Origin of the sequence: Micromonospora sp. NPDC049662 (genome assembly GCF_040675055.1) — a bacterium.
Classification (GTDB): domain Bacteria; phylum Actinomycetota; class Actinomycetes; order Mycobacteriales; family Micromonosporaceae; genus Micromonospora.
Genome location: NZ_JBFAOC010000058.1, coordinates 1 through 21,080, shown reverse-complemented (window position 1 = coordinate 21,080; position 21,080 = coordinate 1). Strand labels below are relative to the sequence as shown.

At 71.8% G+C, this 21,080-nt stretch carries 19 protein-coding genes and 1 pseudogene; 13 read left to right on the top strand and 7 right to left on the bottom strand.

What is annotated here, in order from left to right; all coding sequences use genetic code 11:
- The first annotated feature begins 33 nt into the window (after window positions 1-33).
- On the top strand, window positions 34-327 hold the full coding sequence (locus AB0J36_RS28675) for a ferredoxin (RefSeq protein WP_357119276.1): 294 nt from the start codon (window positions 34-36) through the stop codon (window positions 325-327).
- 47 nt (window positions 328-374) lie between these two features.
- On the opposite strand, the gene AB0J36_RS28670 is transcribed toward AB0J36_RS28675, so the two are convergent.
- Genes AB0J36_RS28670 through AB0J36_RS28660 form a run of 3 tightly spaced genes read right to left on the bottom strand, consistent with a single transcriptional unit; the run spans window position 375 to window position 3,032 of the window.
- A complete protein-coding gene (locus AB0J36_RS28670) occupies window positions 375-947 on the bottom strand; it encodes a hypothetical protein (RefSeq protein ID WP_007459901.1) in 573 nt (190 codons plus the stop codon).
- Between the two features lie 28 nt (window positions 948-975).
- A complete protein-coding gene (locus AB0J36_RS28665; RefSeq protein WP_355053060.1) occupies window positions 976-1,929 on the bottom strand; it encodes a tRNA (adenine-N1)-methyltransferase in 954 nt (317 codons plus the stop codon).
- A gap of 44 nt (window positions 1,930-1,973) precedes the next feature.
- The gene (locus AB0J36_RS28660; RefSeq protein ID WP_357398172.1) at window positions 1,974-3,032 is read right to left on the bottom strand and encodes a M50 family metallopeptidase; all 1,059 of its coding nucleotides are present in this window, start codon (window positions 3,030-3,032) and stop codon (window positions 1,974-1,976) included.
- 173 nt (window positions 3,033-3,205) lie between these two features.
- On the opposite strand from AB0J36_RS28660, the gene AB0J36_RS28655 reads away from it, so the two are divergent.
- The 4 genes from AB0J36_RS28655 (at window position 3,206) to AB0J36_RS28640 (ending at window position 8,705) form a co-directional block, all read left to right on the top strand.
- Window positions 3,206-4,120, top strand: coding sequence for a RecB family exonuclease (locus AB0J36_RS28655; RefSeq protein WP_357398150.1), 915 nt, complete (start codon window positions 3,206-3,208; stop codon window positions 4,118-4,120).
- A gap of 245 nt (window positions 4,121-4,365) precedes the next feature.
- Window positions 4,366-5,052, top strand: coding sequence for a response regulator transcription factor (locus tag AB0J36_RS28650; protein ID WP_355053013.1), 687 nt, complete (start codon window positions 4,366-4,368; stop codon window positions 5,050-5,052).
- Between the two features lie 330 nt (window positions 5,053-5,382).
- On the top strand, window positions 5,383-6,150 hold the full coding sequence (locus AB0J36_RS28645) for an ABC transporter ATP-binding protein (RefSeq protein ID WP_357119286.1): 768 nt from the start codon (window positions 5,383-5,385) through the stop codon (window positions 6,148-6,150).
- A complete protein-coding gene (locus AB0J36_RS28640) occupies window positions 6,150-8,705 on the top strand; it encodes an FtsX-like permease family protein (RefSeq protein WP_357119289.1) in 2,556 nt (851 codons plus the stop codon). Before AB0J36_RS28645 ends, AB0J36_RS28640 begins: the two co-directional genes overlap by 1 nt.
- Window positions 8,706-8,774: 69 nt before the next feature.
- Here the strand turns inward: AB0J36_RS28640 and AB0J36_RS28635 are convergent, their stop codons facing one another.
- Together AB0J36_RS28635 and AB0J36_RS28630 are read right to left on the bottom strand one after the other, a co-directional pair.
- Window positions 8,775-9,461, bottom strand: coding sequence for an HAD family phosphatase (locus AB0J36_RS28635; RefSeq protein WP_363661363.1), 687 nt, complete (start codon window positions 9,459-9,461; stop codon window positions 8,775-8,777).
- An 86-nt stretch (window positions 9,462-9,547) separates the two neighbouring features.
- Window positions 9,548-10,291 carry a neutral zinc metallopeptidase gene (locus AB0J36_RS28630; RefSeq protein WP_357119291.1) on the bottom strand — a complete coding sequence of 248 codons (744 nt, stop codon included), beginning with the start codon at window positions 10,289-10,291 and terminating at the stop codon, window positions 9,548-9,550.
- 321 nt (window positions 10,292-10,612) lie between these two features.
- Between AB0J36_RS28630 and AB0J36_RS28625 the strand changes: the two genes are divergently transcribed.
- The 3 genes from AB0J36_RS28625 (at window position 10,613) to AB0J36_RS28615 (ending at window position 12,826) form a co-directional block, all read left to right on the top strand.
- The gene (locus AB0J36_RS28625) at window positions 10,613-10,978 is read left to right on the top strand and encodes a hypothetical protein (protein ID WP_357119293.1); all 366 of its coding nucleotides are present in this window, start codon (window positions 10,613-10,615) and stop codon (window positions 10,976-10,978) included.
- Window positions 10,979-11,175: 197 nt separating this feature from the next.
- The gene (locus tag AB0J36_RS28620) at window positions 11,176-11,568 is read left to right on the top strand and encodes a YciI family protein (protein WP_357119296.1); all 393 of its coding nucleotides are present in this window, start codon (window positions 11,176-11,178) and stop codon (window positions 11,566-11,568) included.
- Window positions 11,569-11,572: 4 nt separating this feature from the next.
- Complete coding sequence (locus AB0J36_RS28615) at window positions 11,573-12,826, top strand: sigma-70 family RNA polymerase sigma factor (RefSeq protein ID WP_357398159.1); 1,254 nt, start codon at window positions 11,573-11,575, stop codon at window positions 12,824-12,826.
- A 71-nt stretch (window positions 12,827-12,897) separates the two neighbouring features.
- Here the strand turns inward: AB0J36_RS28615 and AB0J36_RS28610 are convergent, their stop codons facing one another.
- Window positions 12,898-13,998 (bottom strand): ionic transporter y4hA, encoded by a 1,101-nt coding sequence (locus AB0J36_RS28610; RefSeq protein WP_355053005.1) that lies wholly within the window; start codon window positions 13,996-13,998, stop codon window positions 12,898-12,900.
- Window positions 13,999-14,087: 89 nt separating this feature from the next.
- Between AB0J36_RS28610 and AB0J36_RS28605 the strand changes: the two genes are divergently transcribed.
- Together AB0J36_RS28605 and AB0J36_RS28600 are read left to right on the top strand one after the other, a co-directional pair.
- Window positions 14,088-14,450: a metalloregulator ArsR/SmtB family transcription factor gene (locus AB0J36_RS28605; protein ID WP_357119302.1), complete on the top strand. Its 363-nt coding sequence runs from the start codon at window positions 14,088-14,090 to the stop codon at window positions 14,448-14,450.
- On the top strand, window positions 14,447-14,947 hold the full coding sequence (locus AB0J36_RS28600; protein WP_357119305.1) for an SRPBCC family protein: 501 nt from the start codon (window positions 14,447-14,449) through the stop codon (window positions 14,945-14,947). The genes AB0J36_RS28605 and AB0J36_RS28600 overlap by 4 nt, the downstream gene beginning before the upstream one ends.
- On the opposite strand, the gene mug is transcribed toward AB0J36_RS28600, so the two are convergent.
- Window positions 14,920-15,513, bottom strand: a complete 594-nt coding sequence (gene mug, locus AB0J36_RS28595) for a G/U mismatch-specific DNA glycosylase (RefSeq protein WP_357119308.1) — start codon at window positions 15,511-15,513, stop codon at window positions 14,920-14,922. The genes AB0J36_RS28600 and mug overlap by 28 nt on opposite strands.
- Window positions 15,514-15,617: 104 nt before the next feature.
- Here mug and AB0J36_RS28590 point away from each other — a divergent pair, with 104 nt between their 5' ends.
- The 3 genes and pseudogenes from AB0J36_RS28590 (at window position 15,618) to AB0J36_RS28580 (ending at window position 20,909) form a co-directional block, all read left to right on the top strand.
- Entirely contained in the window at window positions 15,618-16,361 is a 744-nt protein-coding gene (locus tag AB0J36_RS28590; RefSeq protein WP_363661358.1) for a methyltransferase domain-containing protein, read from the top strand.
- Between the two features lie 393 nt (window positions 16,362-16,754).
- Window positions 16,755-17,471, top strand: a pseudogene (locus AB0J36_RS28585) (ThuA domain-containing protein); the annotation flags it as partial.
- Between the two features lie 606 nt (window positions 17,472-18,077).
- Window positions 18,078-20,909 (top strand): PQQ-dependent sugar dehydrogenase, encoded by a 2,832-nt coding sequence (locus AB0J36_RS28580; RefSeq protein WP_357398168.1) that lies wholly within the window; start codon window positions 18,078-18,080, stop codon window positions 20,907-20,909.
- Window positions 20,910-21,080 lie beyond the last annotated feature (171 nt).

Here is a 21,080-nt window from a genome sequence, read left to right as displayed (position 1 = left end):
AGGCTGGTACGGGAGAACATGGGGGGTGCACCGGTGGCCGAGGTCGCGACCGACCAGTTGCAGGTCTGGGTGGACCAGGATCTCTGCACGGGCGATGGGCTCTGCGTGCAGTACGCGCCAGAGGTGTTCGAGTTCGACATCGACGGCCTGGCGTACGTCAAGGGCGCCGACGGTGAGCTGAGGTTGGCCCCGGGCAGCCGGGTCGACGTGCCCGAGCACCTGCGACTCGAAGTGATCGACTCCGCGAAGGAGTGCCCGGGCGACTGCATCCACGTGGTGCGCGGCGACGGCGTCGAGGTCGCCGGCCCGGACGCCGAGGACGACTGAACCGACGCCGCGCGGTCCGCGCGACGCCGGCCCCAACGGGGTACGCCTCAGAGCATCGGGCGGCCGACCACCGAGGCGACCAGCCGTGCGAACTCCTCCAGCCGGGCGATCTGCCCGGCCCCACCGTCGTCGAGGGTCTTGCCGAACCGCAGCGCGTCGTGCCGGGGCGTACCGGCCATCTCCTCGCTCGGCGGCGCCTCGTCCAGCGAGGTGAGCAGCAGGTAGACGTCGATGCTGTCGACCCGGATCTCGCCGCTGTCGGAGCGGTTCAGTCGCCGCCGGCAGCCCACCTCGGTGACCGTGGAGACGGGCACCACCCGCAGCGACGACGTCATCGAACCGGGCGGCCCCTCCCCCGGCGGCACGTCCTCGCCGTGCCAGAGGATCAGCCGGCTGCCGTCGCAGACGACGACCTCCTGCCACACCCCGTTGACCTCGTTGACGAAGCGTTCCAGGGTGAAGCCGAGCACCGAGGCGCCGCGCAGCACCCCGCCGAGCGCTTCCAGCGCGACGTCCGGGTCCCGCAGATAGGCGCGCGCCGCCGACTCCAGGTCCTGGTAGGGCGACCAGTCCGGAAACACGGCGGGCAGGTCGCCGCCGCCGTAACCCGGTCGGCTCATCGGGCCGCCTCCCCCCGCTCACCGATGGTCACGGCCTGTCCATCTCCCCCGTCGCGTCGGGCTGCGCGTCGGCGGCCTGGGCGGCGGCGGCCTGACGGGCCGCCTCGGCCGCGCGCAGGTCCTCGCGGCGCTGCACGTACGCCTCGGTGCCCTTGCTGGGTTTGCGGCGACGCGGCGGCGCGGTGACGCCCGGGGCGAGCTTGCGCGCCGAGACCAGGAACGCCGTGTGCGCGATCATCCGGTGGTCGGGGCGGACGGCGAGGCCCTCGGCGTGCCAGTCGCGCACCAGCGACTCCCAGGCGCGCGGCTCGGTCCAGCCGCCGCGCTCACGCAGCGCCTCGACCAGCTCGGAGAGCTGCGGGGTGGTGGCCACGTAACCGATGAACACGCCGCCGGGCACCAACGCCCGCTCGACCATGTCGAGGGTCTCCCAGGGGGTGAGCATGTCCAGGATGATCCGGTCGAAGCCGGTCTCCTGGCACTGCGCGACGTCGCCGACGTGCAGGTGCCACGACGGGTGCGGCCCGTTGAAGAACGCCTCGACGTTGCGCTTGGCGATCTGGGCGAAGTCGTCGCGTACCTCGAACGAGTGCAGCTCGCCCTCGGTGCCGACGGCGCGCAGCAGGGAGCAACTCAGCGCGCCGGAGCCGGCGCCGGCCTCGAGGACCTTGGCGCCGGGGAAGATGTCGCCCATCGCGACGATCTGCGCCGAGTCCTTCGGGTAGATCACCTGGGCGCCGCGCGGCATCGAGAGCACGTAGTCAGACAGCAGCGGACGCAGCGCCAGGAACGCGGTGCCGCCGCCGGAGGTGGTCACCACACTGCCGTCGGGCAGCCCGATCAGCGCGTCGTGCGCCAGGATGCCGCGGTGGGTGTGGAACTCCTTGCCGTGCTCCAGCGTGACGGTGTGCATCCGCCCCTTGGGGTCGGTCAGCTGCACCCGGTCGCCGGGCCGGAACGGGCCTCGGTGCACGGGTGTCAGCGTCCGGGGGGCGTCGTCGGCTGCGACGGTGGAGGGAGTTGCGGTCACGGTGTCATCTTCCGGTTGGGTTCGAGGAGCTGTGCCAGGTCCCCGATGTGCAGAATGCCGACGACATCTTCGCCTGACGTCACCACGTACTGCGCGCCCGGGTGGGTCTGCACGGCCTCCATCACCCGTTCGCCGTCGAGTCCCAGCGTCAGGGTGGGGAGCGCGGTGAGCGGCCGGGCGACGGAGTCCACCGCCAGCCAGGCGCGGCGCTCGACGGGTACGGCCGCGGCGGCGGCCGGGTCGACCAACGCCACCGGGCGGCCGGTGGAGTCGGTGACCAGCAGCGCGGCGGCGGGCTGCCCGCCCTCGGCGCGGCGGCGCTGGGCCTCGGCCAGCGGCGTGCCGGTGGTCACCGGCCAGATCGGCCGCGCCAGTTGGGCCAGGTCGATCAGCGGGAACCGACGACTGACCCGCGCGGCGCGGATCGACTGCCCGGCGCCGCGCCAGAGGGTGACGGCGACCAGCAGCATCAGCGGCAGCGCCACCGGGGCCAGGTGGTCGGTGGCGGTCAGTAACCCGACCAGCGCGGCGGTGCCGACGGCGACGACCCGGCCGGCCCAGCCGGCGACCTCGGTGCCACGGTGCCGGTCGCGGGTGAGACCCCACACGGCGGCGCGTAGCGCCCGGCCGCCGTCCAGCGGCAGCCCGGGCAGGATGTTGAACACCGCGACGATGACGTTGCTCAGCGCGAGCTGGAAGGCGAGCTGGTGGCCGACGGTGCCCGCCGGCAGGGCGAGGGTGGCGGCGACCGCGAGGGCGCCGAGCACCGCGGAGACCGCCGGGCCGGCCAGCGAGACCAACAGGTCGATCCGGGGCGTCGGGGCGTCCCGCTCCATCTCGGTGTACCCGCCGAGCAGTTCGAGGGTGATTCCCCGCACACCGATGCCGTAGCGGCGGGCGGTGAGCGCGTGGCCCAGCTCGTGCAGCAGCACCGAGCCGAGCAGGGAGACCACGAATCCGAAGCCGATGAGGTAGCCGCTGATCTGCGACAGGTCCAGTTGTCGGCGGGCGAACTCGGCGTAGAGCACGGCGACCAGCACGGCGAGCAGGAGCATCGACGCGTTGAGGTGCAGGGGCACCCCGAACACCCGGCCCACGCTCAGACCGGGTCGCCGGTCGGACCGGCGCGGCGGCCGGGAGGTCTGCTCCATCGCACCGATGCTACGGACCGGTCACCTGCGGGGCGGGCGGCGGGCGGTGTCACACCGGTGCCCTAACCTTTGCGCACATGACGGCGGAACCGGTCACCACCCCCCAGTCCTCTCCCCCGGCGCAGACGCCGCCGACGGTGCGGGCCTCGCTGTCGCCGTCGCGGGCGGCGGATTTCAAGACCTGTCCGCTGCTCTACCGGTTCCGCAGCATCGACCGGTTGCCCGAGCGGACGACCCTTGAGCAGGCCCGGGGCACGCTGGTGCACGCGGTGCTGGAGCGGCTGTTCGACCTGCCCGCGTCGAGCCGCACACCGGCCGCGGCCGGTGACCTGGTGGCCCCCCAGTGGGACCGACTGGTCACCGAGCAGCCGGAGCTGGCCGCGATCTTCGACGATGCCGAGCCGGCCGGTCCGGTGCAGTTCCTGCGCTCCGCGGCGGGGCTGCTCGAGGGCTACTTCGCGGTGGAGGATCCGACCCGCCTGGAACCGGCCGAGCGCGAGAGCCTGATCTCGGCGGTCGTCGACGAGGAGCTGCTGATCCGGGGCTACCTCGACCGGCTCGACGTGGCCCCGGACGGCGCGCTGCGGGTGGTCGACTACAAGACCGGCGGCGCGCCCCGGGAGGCGTTCGAGGCGCGGGCGCTGTTCCAACTGAAGTTCTACGCGCTGGTGCTGTGGCGCACCCGTGGGGTGGTGCCCCGGGTGCTGCGCCTGCTCTACCTGCGCGACGCCGAGGTGTTGGACTACACGCCCGACGCCGACGAGCTGCTCCGCTTCGAGCGCACCGTGGTGGCGCTATGGCGGGCGATCGAGCAGGCCACCGCCCGGCAGGACTTCCGACCCCGGCCGAGCAAGCTGTGCGACTGGTGCAGTCACCAGGCGCTGTGCCCCACGTTCGGCGGCACCCCACCCCCGTTCCCCGTAACGGCGACAACCGCCGACCCCCTCCGCGACGCCCGCACCACCCCCACACCCCCCGGCGCCGACGAGTAACCCCACCGCCCACCCGCACCCCGCCCCGCCCCGCCCCGCCCCGCCGATCTTGCACTTTCGGATGGCGACTTCATCGGATTCGCACCGTTTATCCCCACAGAAAGTGCAAGATCGACGGCGTCAGGAGGGCCCAGCCCCGGCACCGCCCGACCGGAGCGGTGCGGTCCGGGTCGGGACAGGGCGCCCGGCCGACCTCTACCGTGGTCCGCGACGCACAGGCCGGTGGAGCGGGGACGGGAGACGAGATGAGCGATCGGGTGGCCCCGGCGCGGCCGGTACGGATCCTGCTCGCCGACGACCAGCCGCTGCTGCGCACGGGCTTCCGGATGGTGCTGGGCGCCGAGGGCGACCTGGACGTCGTGGCGGAGGCCGGTGACGGCGTGGAGGCCGTGGAGCTGTCCCGACGGCTCCTGCCCGACGTCGTGCTGATGGACATCCGGATGCCCCGGATGGACGGGGTGGCGGCGACCCGGGCCATCGTCGACTCCCGCCTGCCGGTGCGGGTGCTGGTGCTGACGACGTTCGACCTCGACGAGTACGTGGTGGGGGCGCTGCGCGCGGGCGCGAGCGGATTCCTGGCCAAGGACGTACCCGCCGAGGAGCTGATCGCGGCGATCCGCACGGTGGCCGGCGGGGACGCGGTGGTCGCGCCGCGGATCCTGCGGCGACTGCTCGACCGCTTCGCCGACCTGTTGCCCGACCCGGCGGCGACGCCGTCGGCGGCCCTCAACGCGCTCACCGACCGGGAACGTGAGGTACTGGTGCAGGTGGCCCGAGGGCTGTCCAACGCCGAGATCGCGGCGGTGTTGTCGGTCAGCGAGACCACCGTCAAGACCCACGTCGGGCACCTGCTGACCAAGCTGCGGCTGCGCGACCGCGTGCAGGCCGTCGTGCTGGCGTACGAGTCGGGTCTGGTCCGCCCACGGGCGTAGTCGCCACGCGGCGACTACCTCACCCGGCGTACCCGAAGATCCCCCCGGGGAGGGACGGCCCGGCTTGCCGTCGTCACCTACCGTGACCGGAGGCGGCGTCGCGCGGTTGACCCTCCTGTGACGTGCGGGGGAAGTGTGCGAAACCGGTCGATCGGCCGTCGGGTCAGGGGCAACCCTGATGCGGCATGGGGGTGCACCCGCAGCGGGAAATCCGCTGCGCGTCCCCCCAGGGGCGGACGGGACGGGCGCTCGCAGCGCCGATGATTGAACGGTCGCGCCGGACCATCGGGGGGCGGCGTGGGATTCGGACAGACGGAAGAGGTAGATGACGTGACCGCGACGGTAGGCCGGCAGGCGCAGGCCGCGGCCCGGGCGAACGACGTGTGGAAGGTGTACGGCAGCGGCGAGGCCCAGGTCATCGCGCTGCGGGGGGTAAGCGCGGAGTTCGAACGTGGCCGCTTTACCGCGATCATGGGGCCGTCGGGTTCCGGCAAGTCCACGCTGATGCACTGCCTCGCCGGTCTGGACTCGGTCACCCGGGGGACGGTGTCGATCGGTGAGACGACGGTCACCGGGCTGGGCGACTCGGGGCTGACGAAGCTGCGCCGGGAGAAGGTGGGCTTCATCTTCCAGCAGTTCAACCTGCTGCCGACGCTCACCGCGAAGGAGAACATCCTGCTGCCGATGTCGATCGCCGGGCGCAAGCCCGACCAGGCGTGGTACGACACGGTGATCAAGACGGTGGGCCTGCAGGACCGGCTGGACCACCGGCCGGCGCAGCTCTCCGGCGGTCAGCAGCAGCGGGTCGCGTGCGCGCGGGCGCTGGTCGCCCGCCCCGAGGTGATCTTCGCGGACGAGCCGACCGGCAACCTGGACTCGCGCTCCGGCGCGGAGGTGCTCGGCTTCCTGCGCGACTCGGTGCGCGAGCACGGGCAGACCATCGTGATGGTCACCCACGACCCGACCGCCGCCGCGTACGCCGACCGGGTGGTCTTCCTGGCCGACGGTCAGATCGTGTCGGAGCTGATCGAGCCGACCGCCGACACCGTGCTGGACACCATGAAGAAGCTGGACACGCCGGCCGAGGTGGGCAACTGATGTTCCGGGCGACACTCAAGAGTCTGCTGGCCCGCAAGGTCCGGCTGATCCTGTCCGCTCTGGCGGTGGTGCTCGGGGTCATGTTCGTCTCGGGCGCGTTCGTGCTGACCGACACGCTGGGTCGCTCCTTCGACTCGGTGTTTGCCGACGGCTTCTCCGAGATCGACGTGAACGTCGCGGCGAAGCCGAAGATCGAGGTCAGCGAGTTGGAGGGCGAGCAGACCTCCGCTCCGCTGCCGGCCGCCGTGGTCGACCGGGTCAAGCAGGTGCCGGGGGTGGCCTCCGCGACCGGTGTCGTCAACGCCGACGGCGCGCGGGTGATCGGCAGCAACGGCAAGGTCGTCACGTCGTTCGGTCCGCCGCAGCTCGGTGAGAACTGGGTCGGCGAGAGCGACCTGCTGCAACTGCGCGAGGGCCGCGCTCCGCAGGCCGACGACGAGATCGTGATCAACAAGTCGCTGGCCACGACCGCGAAGGTGCGCGTCGGCGAGAAGGTCGGCGTGCTGACCGCGTTCGAGTCGAAGAAGCGGGACTTCACCCTCGTCGGCATCGCCGGTTACAGCGGTGACCGGGACTCGATCGGCGGCGTCAACGAGGTCTTCTTCACCACCCCGGTGGCGCAGCGGCTGATGCTGGGCGAGCCGGACACCTTCAGCAGCGTCACCGTCCGCACCGCCGGCGGGGTCTCCGACGAGGCGCTGCGCGACGACATGGCCCGCACCCTGGGTGCGGACTTCGACGTGAAGACCGGCGAGCAACTGGCCGAAGACGCCGCGGCGAGCCTGAAGGAGGGCCTGTCGTTCTTCAACAAGATCCTGCTGGGCTTCGCCGCGGTGGCGCTGCTGGTCGCCACGTTCCTGATCCTCAACACCTTCTCGATCATCGTGGCGCAGCGCACCCGGGAGTTGGCGCTGATGCGCGCCATCGGGGCGAGCAGCCGCCAGATCATCGGCTCGGTGGTGCTGGAGGCCATCGCGGTCGGTCTGCTCGCGTCGGTGCTCGGTCTCGCCGCCGGCATCGGGGTGGGCGCGCTGCTGGCGTTCCTGTTCGGCAAGCTGGCCGGTGGGCTGACCCTGGCCGGGATCGGCGTGCCGGCGGCGGCCGTGATCGGGTCGTTCGGCGTCGGCCTGGTGATCACCGTGGTGGCGGCGCTGCTGCCGGCGCTGCGGGCCTCCCGGATCCCGCCGATCGCCGCCATGCAGGACGTGGCCACGCCGGACCGGTCGTTGACCAAGATCACCGTGGCCGGGTCGGTGGTCACCGGCATCGGCGCGGTGCTGCTGTTCCTGGGGCTCAGCGGCAACGCGGGCGGCCAGACGCTCGCCACCATCCTCGGCGGCGTGCTGTTCGCCTTCATCGGTGTGGCGCTGCTGACTCCACTGATCAGCCGGCCGGTGGTGAACCTGCTCGGCGCGATCTTCTCCTGGTCGGTGCCGGGCAAGCTGGGCCGGCTCAACTCCGGGCGCAACCCGCGCCGCACGGCCATCACGGCCGCCGCGCTGATGGTCGGCATCGCGCTGGTCACCGGCATCACGGTGATCCTGGACTCGGCCAAGAGCAGCATCAGCGCGCTCGCCCAGGACACCATCAAGGCCGAGCTGGTGATCGCCGGTCAGCAGGGCGGCCCGCGTCCGCCGAGCTTCGACCCGAGCGTGCTGGACCAGGCGAAGGCGCTGCCCGGCGTGCGGATGGTCGACGGCGAGTACGGCGACATGGGGCGCATCGACGGCGAGAGCACGTGGGTGGCGGCGAGCAGCGACATCGCGTCACTGCGGCAGATCTTCGGCGCGAAGGCCGCCGCGGGTGACATCGACCGGCTCTCGCCGACGCAGATGCTCGCCAGCTCCGACACCGCCAAGTCCCGGGGATGGTCGGTCGGCTCGACCGTCAGCGTGCAGCTGACCCGGGGCGAGGCCCGCACGTACACGATCAGCGGCATCTACGAGTCGTCGCAGCTGACCAACCCGGTGACGTTGCCGGCGACGGCGGCGAAGGACTTCGCGATCCCGCAGCCCATCCAAGGCTTCATCCAGCTCGCGCCGGGGGCCCGGGTGGCTGACGTGCAACCGCGGGTGGAGACGCTGCTCGCGGACAGCCCCGAGGTGTCGGTGGCCGACCGGGACGCGTTCATCAAGCAGCAGACGAGTTCGCTCGACGGGCTGCTCACGATGATCAAGATTCTGTTGGCGCTGGCCATTATCATCGCCGGGCTCGGCATCATCAACACCCTGGCGCTGTCGGTGCTGGAACGGACCCGGGAGCTGGGTCTGCTGCGGGCGATCGGCCTGCGGCGCGGCCAGACGATGGGCATGATCACCGTGGAGGCGGTGGTGATCTCCGTGTTCGGTGCGCTGCTGGGCGTGGCGGTCGGCACCGGCCTCGGCGCCGCGGTGGTCGAGGCGCTCAAGGACGAGGGCATCACCGACCTGAACCTCCCCTGGGGGCAGATGGTCGTCTTCCTCGGTCTCGCCGCGATCATCGGGGTGGTGGCCGCGGTGCTCCCCGCCGTGCGGGCGGCCCGGATCAACGTCCTGGGCGCGATCGCCCACGACTGACGCCGGGCAACAGAACGAGGGGGTCCCGCACCGCGAGGCCCCCTCGTTCTTTCCGGCCGCGGCTTTCCTTCAGGCCGCGGCGCGGTCGGTCAGCAGCGCCGCCAGCGCCGCCAGGTCCACGCCGACCAGGCTTCGCACCTGGTGTACGGCGGGGATGGGGGGCAACGCCACCTCGGCGGGTACGGCCAGCACGGCCGCCCCGGAGGCGAGCGCGCTGGCCACCCCGGTCGGTGAGTCCTCGATCGCCACGCACCGCTCGATCGGCGCGCCCAACAGCCGGGCGGCGGTCAGGTACGGCTCGGGGTGCGGCTTGGCCGCCACCACCTCGTCACCCGCGACCACCACGTCGAAGGTGTCCCGCCCGAGGGTGTCCAGGGCGACCTCGACCAGCGCCCGGGGGCTGGAGGTGACCAGGGCGGTGGGGACTCCCGCCGCGCGGACCGCGTGCAGCAGCTCGAACGCGCCCGGCCGCCAGGGCAGACCGGTACGGAACAGCTCCAGGATCCGGGCGTTGATCCACGCCGCGCTGATCTCCGGATCGCGCTCGGGTTGGCCCAGGTCGTCGTGCAGGATGCGCATCGACTCGGCCATGGCCGTGCCGATGATCGACCGGCGGGCATCGGCGGACAGCTCCCCGCCGTACTCGCGGGCCAGCTCCTGCAACGCGACGTCCCACAGCTTCTCGCTGTCGACCAGCGTGCCGTCCATGTCGAAGAGAACGGCGGCGGGGTGTTGGCTGCTCAGCGGATCCTCCAGGGGTCGTGACCGACACCGGCGATCCTGCCAGCCGGGTCCGCCGCCGGTGGCGGCAACGGCTCCGAGGGTGACCGGGGCAACCCCGCTCAGCTCAGGTCGCACTCCTTCAGCGAGCGTTCGTAGCCACGGAAGAACCTGTCGGTACGCTGCTCGGCGGTGCCGTGCGCGCCCTCGGCGAACCACGGCTGGTCCGGGTCGTCGCCGACCGCCGCCACGCCCTCGCGAAACTCGTCCAGGTCGCCCTTGGCGAGTTTCAGGTCGCCGGCGCGCACCGAGTCGCCGAGGTACGCCCCGGCCATGCAGTCGGCCTGCAACTCCTGCTGGATGGTGAAGCTGTAGTTGATGCCCAGGCGCACCTGGATGCCGTGGGCGTACTCGTGACCGAGCAGGTAGAACACGAACGCGTCACCGACCTCGCGGAACGCCGCCACCGACCAGGCCACGTCGTACGCGATGAAGTCGCCCTGCGAGCAGTAGACCGCGTTGTTGCGCGGCAGTGGCTGACCGCCGCAGGAGACCTCACCGGCCCGCTGGTACGGGGTGACCCGCCGGATCGGCGTGAAGCGCTGCCCGGACGCCTTGAACTGGGCCGCCCAGTAGCGCTCCGCGATCGCCTGCGCGTCGGCGACGTCCTGTTTGAACTCGGCCACGGTGGTGGTGCTGTCGGCGCGGGTGGTGTTCGGCTCCGGCGAGGCGGCCGGCGGGTTCGCCCCTGGACGTTCACCCTCCGGCTCGGCCAGGCCACCTCCCGCGCAGGCGAGCGACACCAGCGCGACGACCACCAGGCCCACGAGAGGTCCCCGCGCGACGCGTCCCGACCATGCCCCCACTGTGCCTCCCCAGACCTCGGCGCCCGCACCACGCCATACCCCGACGGTACGACCACCACGCCCGTCACCGGATTCACGCACAACCACCCCGGACGGTTCACGCCCCGCACAGAACCCCTTCCCCCTCCCACCCCGACCCCCTCCCGATGGGCCCGGTGATCAAGAAGTTTGCGTCAGCCCGTGCGGCGTGTCGTGACGCGAACCTCTTGATCACCGGGCCCATCGGGTGGGGGTGGGTGGGGACGGTTCACCTGGTGGGGGTCGGGGTCGGGGGGCCAGAATGGGCCGGGGCGGAGGTGGCCGTCCGGTCGGGAGGGCGACGTGCACGTGCTCGGCAGCCGTCGACGAAGCCAACCGGCCCCGGCGCATGTCGTGTGGCGGTCGCTGCGGGACCCGTACGAGGCCGGCAGTCGGCCCTGGCTGGAGTTGCGCGACGACGAGGTGCCGCCACGGGTGGTGGCGGGGTACGCGCCGGTGCTGCTGGTGTGGTCGTCGCTGTGGCCGCACCGGCCACTGGACGAGATCCGTTTCGACATCTCACCCGGGCATCCCGGCGGTGACTGCGCGGTGCGCTGGACCCTGACCACCCCCGACCCGGACCTGCCCAGCGAGAGCACCCTCGGCTACCTCCGCCACCGCCTCAACTACCTGATCAACAACCGCCTCCGCCTCTCCTACGGTCAATAACCCCCCACCCACCTACCGCCGTTGATCATGAAGTTATCGCGCCGACACGCCGACATCGATGGCAATAACTTCATGATCAACGGAACGAAAGCGCGGGCGGGAGGGGCGGGGGATGTCCGGGGGGTGGGGTTGGGTTCGACGTTTCTGGTGAGCGGTGCCGGGGCGGCACCGGGAACAGGAAGGCCACCATGAAATACATGATCATGCTTTACGGGTCGCAGCGGGACTACGACGCGTTGTCGGGCCGGCCCTCCGACCGGCCGGCCATGTCGGCCGAGCAGGTGGCGGCCATGCACCAGCACATGGAGACGTTCCACCAGGCGCTCGCCGAGTCCGGGGAACTCGTCGACGCGCGGGGCCTGAGCGAGCCCGTGCACGCCCGTCGCGTACGGGCGCAGGGCGGGACGCCCGTGGTCACCGACGGCCCGTACGCAGAGACGCAGGAGGTCCTGGCGGGTTACACGGTCGTGGAGTGCGTCAGCTTCGACCGGGCCACCGAGATCGCCGCCGGCCTGGTCGACCCGGACACCCCGGGGGCGTACGTGGACGTGCGGCCGGTGCTCGAGGGCGTCGAGGACCTGGCCGGCTGAGCACGTGCCCGAGACACTCGCCGAGGACCTGCTGCGCGAGTTGGCGCCGCAGGTCCTCGGCGCGCTCGTCCGGCGCTTCGGGCACTTCGACACGGCCGAGGACGCGGTGCAGGAGTCGTTGATCGCGGCGGCGGACACCTGGCCGCGCGACGGCGTACCGGACAGTCCCCGGGCGTGGTTGATCACCGTCGCGTCCCGGCGGCTCACCGACCTGCTCCGGCGCGACCAGGCGCGGGCGCGGCGGGAGGAGAGGGCGGCCCGGTGGATGCTGCCGGAGCAGTGGCTCGCGCCGGCCGCCGACCGGCTCCAGGACGCCGACGACACGCTCATCCTGGTGTTCCTGTGCTGCCATCCGGCGCTCACCCCGGCGTCGCAGATCGCGCTGACGCTGCGCGCGGTCGGCGGGTTGAGCACCGCGGAGGTGGCCCGCGCGTTCCTGGTGCCGGAGGCGACCATGACCCGGCGGATCAGCCGGGGAAAGCAGCGGATCCGCGACAGCGGCCTCCGGTTCGCCCCACCGACGGCAACGGAGCGCGCCGATCGGGTCGCCGCGGTACTGCACGTGCTCTACCTGGTGTTCACCGAGGGGTACGCGCGTACCGCCGGGCCGGGGCTGCTGCGCGCCGACCTGACCGCCGAGGCGATCCGACTGACGCGGTTGGTGCGAAGGCTGCTGCCCGACGACCCCGAGGTCACGGGACTGCTCGCGTTGATGCTGCTCACCGACGCCCGCGCGCCGGCGCGGATCGGTCCACACGGCGAGTTGGTGCCGATGGCCGAACAGGACCGCGCCCGGTGGCGGGCCGACCAGATCGCCGAGGGCGTCGCGTTGGTCGCCGAGGCGCTGCCGCGCGGGCCCGTCGGGCCGTACCAGCTCCAGGCGGCCATCGCGGCCGTGCACGACGAGGCGCCGAGCGCGGCGGCCACCGACTGGGCACAGATCACCGCCCTCTACGAGGTGCTGCTGGGCCTGTCCGACAACCCGGTGGTGTCGCTCAACCACGCCGTCGCGATGGCGATGAGCCGGGGGGCTCGGGCCGGCCTGGCGCTGCTCGCCCACCTGGACGGCGACGCCCGGTTGGCCGACGATCCGCGGCTGCCGGCCGCCCGCGCCCACCTGTGGGAACTGACCGGTGAGCGGGCCGCGGCGCGCGAGGCGTACCGGAAGGCGGCCGCACGCTCGACGAACCTGGCGCAGCAGCGCTACCTCAACGCCCGCGCGGACCGGCTGGGCGACGACCCGCCGCCCGCCGGCTGAGGTAGCGACCCGGCCGGGCGTCGACCCCAGCCGAACGCCCACAGCCGAGGCGGGCCGGGCGGACGGTGGCGTCAGGGGCTGGCGGCGAGGAAGACGAACGCGGCCAGCAACACGAGGTGGACGCCGCCCTGCAACACGTTGGCCCGCCCCGGTACGACGGTCAGCACCGCCGTCACCGCGGTGAGGGCCAGCAGCGCGAGCTGGGTGCCGCCGAGGCCGAGCAGCAGCGGGCCGTCCAGCCAGATCGAGGCGATGGCGATGACCGGAATGGTCAGACCGATGCTGGCCATCGCGGAGCCGAGGGCGAGGTTGAGACTGATCTGTACGCGGTCGCGGCGGGCGGCGCGGGCGGCGGCGAGGGTCTCCGGCAGCAGCACCAGCAGGGCGATGATCACACCGACGAACGCGTGCGGCAGGTTGGCGGCCGCCACGCCGGCCTCGATGGTCGGTGAGACGGTCTTGGCGTCGCCGACCACCGCGACCAGCGCGACCAGCAGCAGGGCGAGGCTGACCAGCGCCGCGCGGGTGGTGGGCGGCTTGGCGTGCTCCTCCGCGTCGATGACCCGACCCTCGGTGTCGACCGGCAGGAAGTAGTCGCGGTGCCGGCCGGTCTGCACCAGCACGAACAGCCCGTACAGCGCGAGCGAGGCGACGGCGGCGAAGGTGAGCTGGGCCGGGCTGAACTCCGGGCCGGGCCGGGCGGTGGTGAAGGTCGGGATGACCAGGCTCAGCGTGGCCAGGGTGATCACCGTCGCCAGGGCGCCGCCGGTGCCCTCGGGGTTGAACACGGCCACCCGCCGGCGCAGCGCCCCGAGCAGCAGGGACAGGCCCAGGATGCCGTTACACGTGATCATGACGGCGGCGAAGACGGTGTCGCGGGCGAGCGACTGGGTCTTCTCCGGGCCGCTGATCATCAGGGTGACGATGAGGGCCACCTCGATGACGGTGACCGCGACGGCGAGCACCAGCGAGCCGTACGGCTCCCCCACCCGGTGTGCCACCACCTCGGCGTGGTGCACGGCCGCGAGCACCGCGCCGCCCAGTAGCGCGGCGACCACCACGACGACCGGGCCGGGGAGATCTCGCCCCCACGTCACGAGCAACACCAGCACCGCGAGCACGGGTACGGCGACGGTCCAATCAAGCAGGCGGGATCGAAGCTGGGCTGGCATGCGTCAAGAGTGCCAGGTCACGTGATCATGTGCCCACCATCGATGCGCCTCGTCGCGTGATCCGTAACCCATAGGTTACGCTTCTCGGCGTGGACGAGGTGGCCGCGGCGATCGCGGACCCGGTACGGCGGCGCATCCTGAGCATGCTGCGTGACGCGCCGCTGACCGCTGGCGAGATCGCCCAACGGTTCGCCATCAGCCGCCCGGCGGTCAGCCGCCATCTGCGGGTGCTCCGCGAGAGCGGGCTGGTCCGCGACGAGCTGGTCGGCCGCACCAGGATCTACCGCCTCGATCCCGCCCCGCTTGCCCCGCTCGTCGACTGGCTCGGCGGGCTCGCCGCGCCGGAGGAGTGGGAGCAGCGCCTCGACGCCCTCGAGACCGAGGTCTATCGGACCCGCCGGGAACGCCGCACCCGCGGCCCGGCCGCCCATCGAACGGAGCACACCGCATGACCCGGACCCCCGCTGGCCGCCTGTTCCGCACCGCCACCGGCCACGACCTCGTCCTCACCCGCACCTTCCGCGCCCCGGCGGCGGACGTGTGGGCGAGCCTGACGGACCCGGAGCGCACCGCCCGCTGGTTCGGCCCGTGGGAGGGCGACGCCCGGCCCGGCAACACCATCCGCGTCCAGATGGCGTACGAGGAGCAGCAGCCCTGGTGCGACGTACGCGTCGAGGAGTGCGAACCGCCTCGTCGCCTGGCCGTGTCGATGGTCGACGATCACGGCGACTGGCTGCTGGGATTCGCGCTGACCGAGACCGACGGCACGACCGAGCTGCGCTTCACCCAGCACCTGCGCAGCCTCGACGGCGTCGCCGAGGTGGGCGCCGGCTGGGAGTACTACCTCGACATGCTGGTCGCCTCGCGGGACGGCACGCCCCGACCGGAGTTCGACGAGTACCACCCGGCGATGCGGTCCTACTACGAGGCGCTGGCCGACGGGGTCTGAGGGTCGACCTCCCGCCGCAGTCGGGCGAACTCGGCCGTCAGCGCCGGCAGCGGGAAGTGGGCGTTCAGGCCGCTGGGGTTGGGCAGCACCCAGACCCGGGCCGGGCCCATCCGATCCGGCTGCGGGCCCAGCGCGGCCTTCGGCCGGACGAACGCGATCCGGTACGCGGTCACGCCGAGCACCGCCACCCACCGCGGCCGGTGCCGCTCGACCTTGACCGCCAGCCCGGTCACCCCGGCGACCAGCTCGGCGGCGGTCAGCTCGTCGGCCCGGGCCGTGGCCCGGTTGCTGAGGCTGGTGAGGCCCAGCCCCTGCCGGAGCAGTTCGGCGCGCTCCCACGGGCGCAGTTCCCGGTCGGTGAAGCCCGCGCCGTGCAGGGCCGGCCAGAAGCGGCTGCCCCGCCGGGCGAAGTGCTCCCCCACCGCCGCCGAGTAGAGCCCCGGGTTGAACCCACAGAACAGCACCCGCAGGCCAGGGCCGATGACATCCACCAGGCCGCGACCGGCCGCCGCCGCGACCTCGTGGCGGGTCGGCGGCCGCCACGGCGGTGACACGTCCGCGTCCATGACACCGATCCTGCCGTACGCGCCGACGCCCGTCCCCGCTTGCCGACGACGGCGACGCACGGACCCGGTGCGCGCCGATGGTCATGCTTTGACACCCTGAGCCGATGCAATCCACCGACCACCTGGCCGCCAGCCGTTACGCGCGGATGCGCTGGAACACGCCCCTGTCGGAGGAGCACGCGGCCCTGCTGCTGCGCCGCCTCCACGTCCGCCCCGGCGCGCGTGTGTTGGACCTGGGCTGCGGGTGGGGCGAACTGCTGCTGCGCGCTGTCGCCGCCGGCGGTGTGGCCGGTCCGGTCGCGACGAGGGGCGTGGGCGTCGACACCGACGAGGCGGTCCTCGCCCGGGGCCGCAGGCTCGCCACCGAGAGATCGCTGAACCGGCACGTCGCCTTCGTGGAGGGCGAGGCCGCCGCCTGGCAGGAGCCGGCCGACCGGGTTCTGTGCGTCGGCTCGGCGCACGCCTTCGGGGGCACCGGAGCGGCCCTCGACGCCCTCGCCACCGTGGTCCGCCCCGGTGGGCGGCTGCTGCTCGGCGAGGGGTACTGGCAGCGTGATCCCAGCGCGGAGGTCGCGGAGATCTTCGGTGCGGACGTCACCGACCTCGCGGGCCTCGTCGAGGCCGCCCGTGAGCGAGGCTGGCGGCTGCTGCATCTGAGTACCGCCGACCAGCGGGAGTGGGACGACTTCGAGTCCAGCTGGCTCGCGGGCCGACAAGAGTGGCTGTTGACCTATCCCGAGGACCCCCGCGCGGCCCAGGTCCGCACCGAGCTCGACGACCGGCTGCGCGAGTACGTGGGCGGCTACCGCGGCGTACTCGGCCTCGCGTACCTGGTCCTCGGTCGCTGACACCTCTGCCCAAGGTCACCGCCCTGGCGTACGTCGCGTCCGGCGAATGCCGGGCTCGTGCGCGCGTCCCAGGCCGCAGCACGTGGGGTTGACGGGCGCAGACATCGGAGGTTTACTGCCTCAACGACACCAGTCGATACTATCCGTCCGTCCACACTGGCCGGTTGGAGTCGTCGGCTGGCTCGTGTACCGCAACACGGCACCATCACCACCGCTCCACATCACCACCGCTCCACATCACCTCAGCCGAGCATCGGCGGCCCGGCTTCCGCATCACCGCCACCATGGCCCCTGACGCGCCCACGCGCGCCGTGCGGGGTCGACGCTCAGCTAAGGAGCATCACCATGCGTTCCCGTCCCCGCCTGTTGGCCCTCGTCACCGGCCTGGCCGTGATGATGGCCGGTCTGGTCGCGCTGCCGACCACCGCCTCGGCGGCACCACTGACCAAGGTCCTGGTGTTCAGCAAGACCGCCGGCTTCCGGCACTCGGCCATCCCCAACGGCATCGCGGCCATCCAGCAGCTCGGCGCTGCCAACGGCTTCAGCGTGACCGCCACCGAGGACGCCAACCAGTTCACCACCTCCAACCTGGCCCAGTACCAGGCGGTGGTCTTCATGTCGACGACCGGCGATGTGCTCAACTCCAGCCAGCAGACCGCCTTCGAGCAGTACATCGCCGCTGGCGGCGGATACGTCGGCGTGCACGCGGCCGCGGACACCGAGTACAGCTGGCCGTGGTACGGGCAGTTGGTCGGGGCGTGGTTCGACTCGCACCCGGCGATCCAGACCGCGACCGTGAAGATCGAGGACCGGAGCAACCCCTCGACCGCGCACCTCGGCGCCACCTGGGTCCGCTCCGACGAGTGGTACAACTACCGCACCAACCCCCGGTCCACCGCACGGATCCTCGCCAGCCTCGACGAGTCGTCCTACAGCGGCGGCAACATGAACGGCGACCACCCGATCACCTGGTGCAAGGCGTACGGCGGCGGACGGGCCTGGTACACGGGTCTCGGGCACACCGAGGCGTCGTACACCGACCCGAACTTCACCCGGATGCTGCTCGGTGGCCTGCAGGTCGCCGCTGGTTCGGTGAGCGCCAACTGCTCGCCGGGGACGAACCCGACCACCCCGCCGCCGACCACGGCCCCGCCGACCACCGCGCCGCCGACCACCCCGCCGCCGACCACCGCGCCGCCCACGACGGCTCCGCCGACCACCCCGCCGCCCGCCGTCGCCGGTTCGACCCTGCGGGCCCGCGCCAACAACCAGTACGTCAGCGCGGCCAACGCCAGCACCCCGCTGATCGCCAACAAGACGTCCGTCGGCACCAGTGAGCGGTTCGAACTGGTCAACCTCGCCAACGGCAACGTCGCGCTGAAGGCCAAGAGCAACGGGCAGTTCGTCGCGGCGGAGAACGCCGGGGCCTCCGCGCTGATCGCCAACCGGGCCACCGCCGGCGCGTGGGAGACGTTCCAGCTGATCCGCAACTCCGACGGCACGGTGAGCCTGCGGGCCACGGTGAACAGCCGGTACGTGGCCGCCGACAACGGAGGCTCCTCCCCGCTGATCGCCAACCGGACCTCCATCGGTCAGTGGGAGAAGTTCGACCTCGTCACCACCAACTGACCGCACCACGACCCACACCCCGCCACCCACACCTGGTCGTGGTGCGCCCCAGCACGCCCCGGCCCTGGTCGTCGAGGAAGGACGATCATGCTTTCGAAATCCCGGCGCTGGTCCCGGGCACTCGTCGCGGCGGTCACCACCGTCGCGAGTGTGACCCTGGCCGTGGCCGCCAACTCCCCCGCCGCGCAGGCGGTGGTGATTCCCGCCAGTGACTACCAACAGATCAAACTCGCCACCGGCTCCGCCGAGCTGGGCGAGGCCATGTCGCTGGCCGTCCTGCCCAACCGCTCGGTGCTGCACACCGCCCGCAACGGCGTCCTGCGGGTGACCGACGTGGCCGGCAACACCAAGACCTCCGGCACCCTGTCGGTCTACACCCACGACGAGGAGGGGTTGCAGGGCGTCGCCGTCGACCCCGGCTTCGCCACCAACCGGTGGATCTACCTGTACTACTCGCCCACGCTGAGCACCCCGTCCGGGGACGCGCCCACCACCGGCTCGCAGTCCGACTGGGACCGGTGGAAGGGGCACCTGCGGCTGTCCCGGTTCACCCTCAACAGCGACGACACGCTCAACCTGAGCAGCGAGAAGATCGTGCTCCAGGTCGCCAACGACCGTGGGCAGTGCTGCCACGTCGGCGGTGACCTGGACTTCGACGCCGCCGGCAACCTGTACCTGACCACCGGTGACGACACCAACCCGTTCGAGTCGTCGGGCTACGCGCCGCTGGACGAGCGGACCAACCGCAACCCGCAGTTCGACGCCCAGCGCTCCGCCGGCAACACGAACGACCTGCGGGGCAAGGTGCTGCGGATCACGCCGCAGGCGGACGGGACGTACACCATCCCGTCGGGCAACCTGTTCGCGCCCGGCACGGCCAACACCCGTCCCGAGATCTACGCGATGGGTATGCGCAACCCGTTCCGGATGAGCGTGGACAAGGCGACCGGCGTCGTCTACGTCGGCGACTACGGCCCGGACGCGGGAAGCACCAACTCGAGCCGGGGCCCGCAGGGTCAGGTCGAGTTCAACCGGATCACCGCCCCCGGCAACTACGGCTGGCCGTACTGCACCGGCAGCAACACCAGCAACGAAACATACAACGAATACACCTTCCCGTCCGGGCCGTCGCAGTCGAAGTACAACTGCACGGGTGGGCCGACCAACAACTCGTTCCGCAACACCGGCCTGCAGACCCTGCCCGCGGCGAAGCCGGCCTGGATCAAGTACGCCGGCGACTCCGGCTCCCCGTCGGAGTTCGGCAGCGGCTCCGAGTCGCCGATGGCCGGACCGGTGTACCGGTACGACGCCTCGCTCAACTCCAGCGTCAAGTTCCCGCAGTCGCTGAACGGCCTGTTCTTCGCCGGTGAGTACGGTCGCCGCTGGATCAAGCCCATCGCCATCAACGCCGACGGCTCGCGGGGAGAGATCTCCAGCTTCCCGTGGTCCGGCACGCAGGTCATGGACATGGCCTTCGGCCCGGACGGCGCGCTGTACGTGCTGGACTACGGCACCGGCTCGAACAACCAGGCGCTGTTCCGGATCGAGTACATCGGCGGCGGCAACCGCAACCCCATCGCGGTCGCCTCGGCGAACCCGACCTCCGGGGCCAACCCGTTGACGGTGAACTTCTCCTCGGCGGGCAGCTCCGACCCCGAGGGTGGGGCGCTGAGCTACCTGTGGACGTTCGGGGACGGCACCACGTCGACGGCGGCGAACCCCACCAAGACGTACACCACCAACGGCACGTACTCCCCCACGTTGAAGGTCACCGACCCGACCGGGCTGACCGGTACGGCGAGCCTGGTCGTCACCGTGGGCAACACCGCGCCGACGGTGACGCTCACCTCGCCCGCCGACGGGCAGCTGTTCAACTTCGGTGACACCATCTCGTACCAGATCAGCGTGAGCGACCCGCAGGACGGCACCATCGACTGTTCCAAGGTGAGCCTGACGTACGCGCTGGGCCACGACAGTCACGCCCACCAGATCACCTCGAAGAACGGGTGCAGCGGCTCGATCACCGTCCCGACGGACGGCGAGCACGACTCCGCGGCGAACATCTACGGGGTCTTCGACGCCGCCTACACCGACAACGGTGGGCTCACCACGCACAGCATCCGGACGCTGCAACCGAAGCACCGCCAGGGTGAGCACTTCGGCGGCCAGTCGGGCGTCCAGGCCACCGATCACACCAGCGCCGAGGGTGGCCGCACGGCCGGGTTCATCGAGAACAACGACTGGATCTCGTACACGCCGTACAACCTGACCGGCGCGAACCGCATCACCGTGCGGGCGTCGTCGGCCGGGGCCGGCGGCACGATCGAGGTGCGGACCGGGTCGGCAACCGGCACCCTGCTGGGCACCGTCACGGTGCCGGTGACCGGCAACTGGGAGACCTTCACCGAGGTGTCCGGCACGATCAGCAACCCGCCCAGCGCGTCGACCACCCTGTACCTGGTGTTCAAGGGCGGGTCGGGCTACCTGTTCGACGTGGACGCGTTCACCTTCACCACCGGCACCGGTGGCAGCACGCCGGTGACCACCCTGCGGGCGCAGATCAACAACCAGTACGTGTCGGCGGTCGGCACCACCGCGTTGATCGCCAACAAGGCCAGCGTCGGCAGCACCGAGCAGTTCGACCGGGTGGACGCCGGCAACGGCAACATCGCCCTGAAGTCGCGCTCCAACGGGCTCTACGTCTCGGCCACGAGCACTACCGCACCGTTGGTCGCCACCGGCACGTCGATCGGGGCGGCGCAGACCTTCCAGATCGTCAACAACTCGGACGGGACGGTCAGTCTGCGTGCCACGATCAACAACCAGTTCGTGTGCGCGGAGAACTCCGGGGCCGGGTCTCTGATCGCCAACCGCACGACCGCCGGGGCCTGGGAGAAGTTCTACCTGACCACCGGCTGACACGTGGTGGGCCCGGCCCGTTCGGTGACCGGGCCGGGCCCACCGCACCATCGACTGCCGACGCGCCGCGTCGACAAGGGCCTGTTTCATAAGGGCGGTCGAGCCGAGGCGGAGTCCGGGCGGCGATCCGGCAAGGCGCGGTTTCGTCCGGATACCGGTGTTGTATCCGGA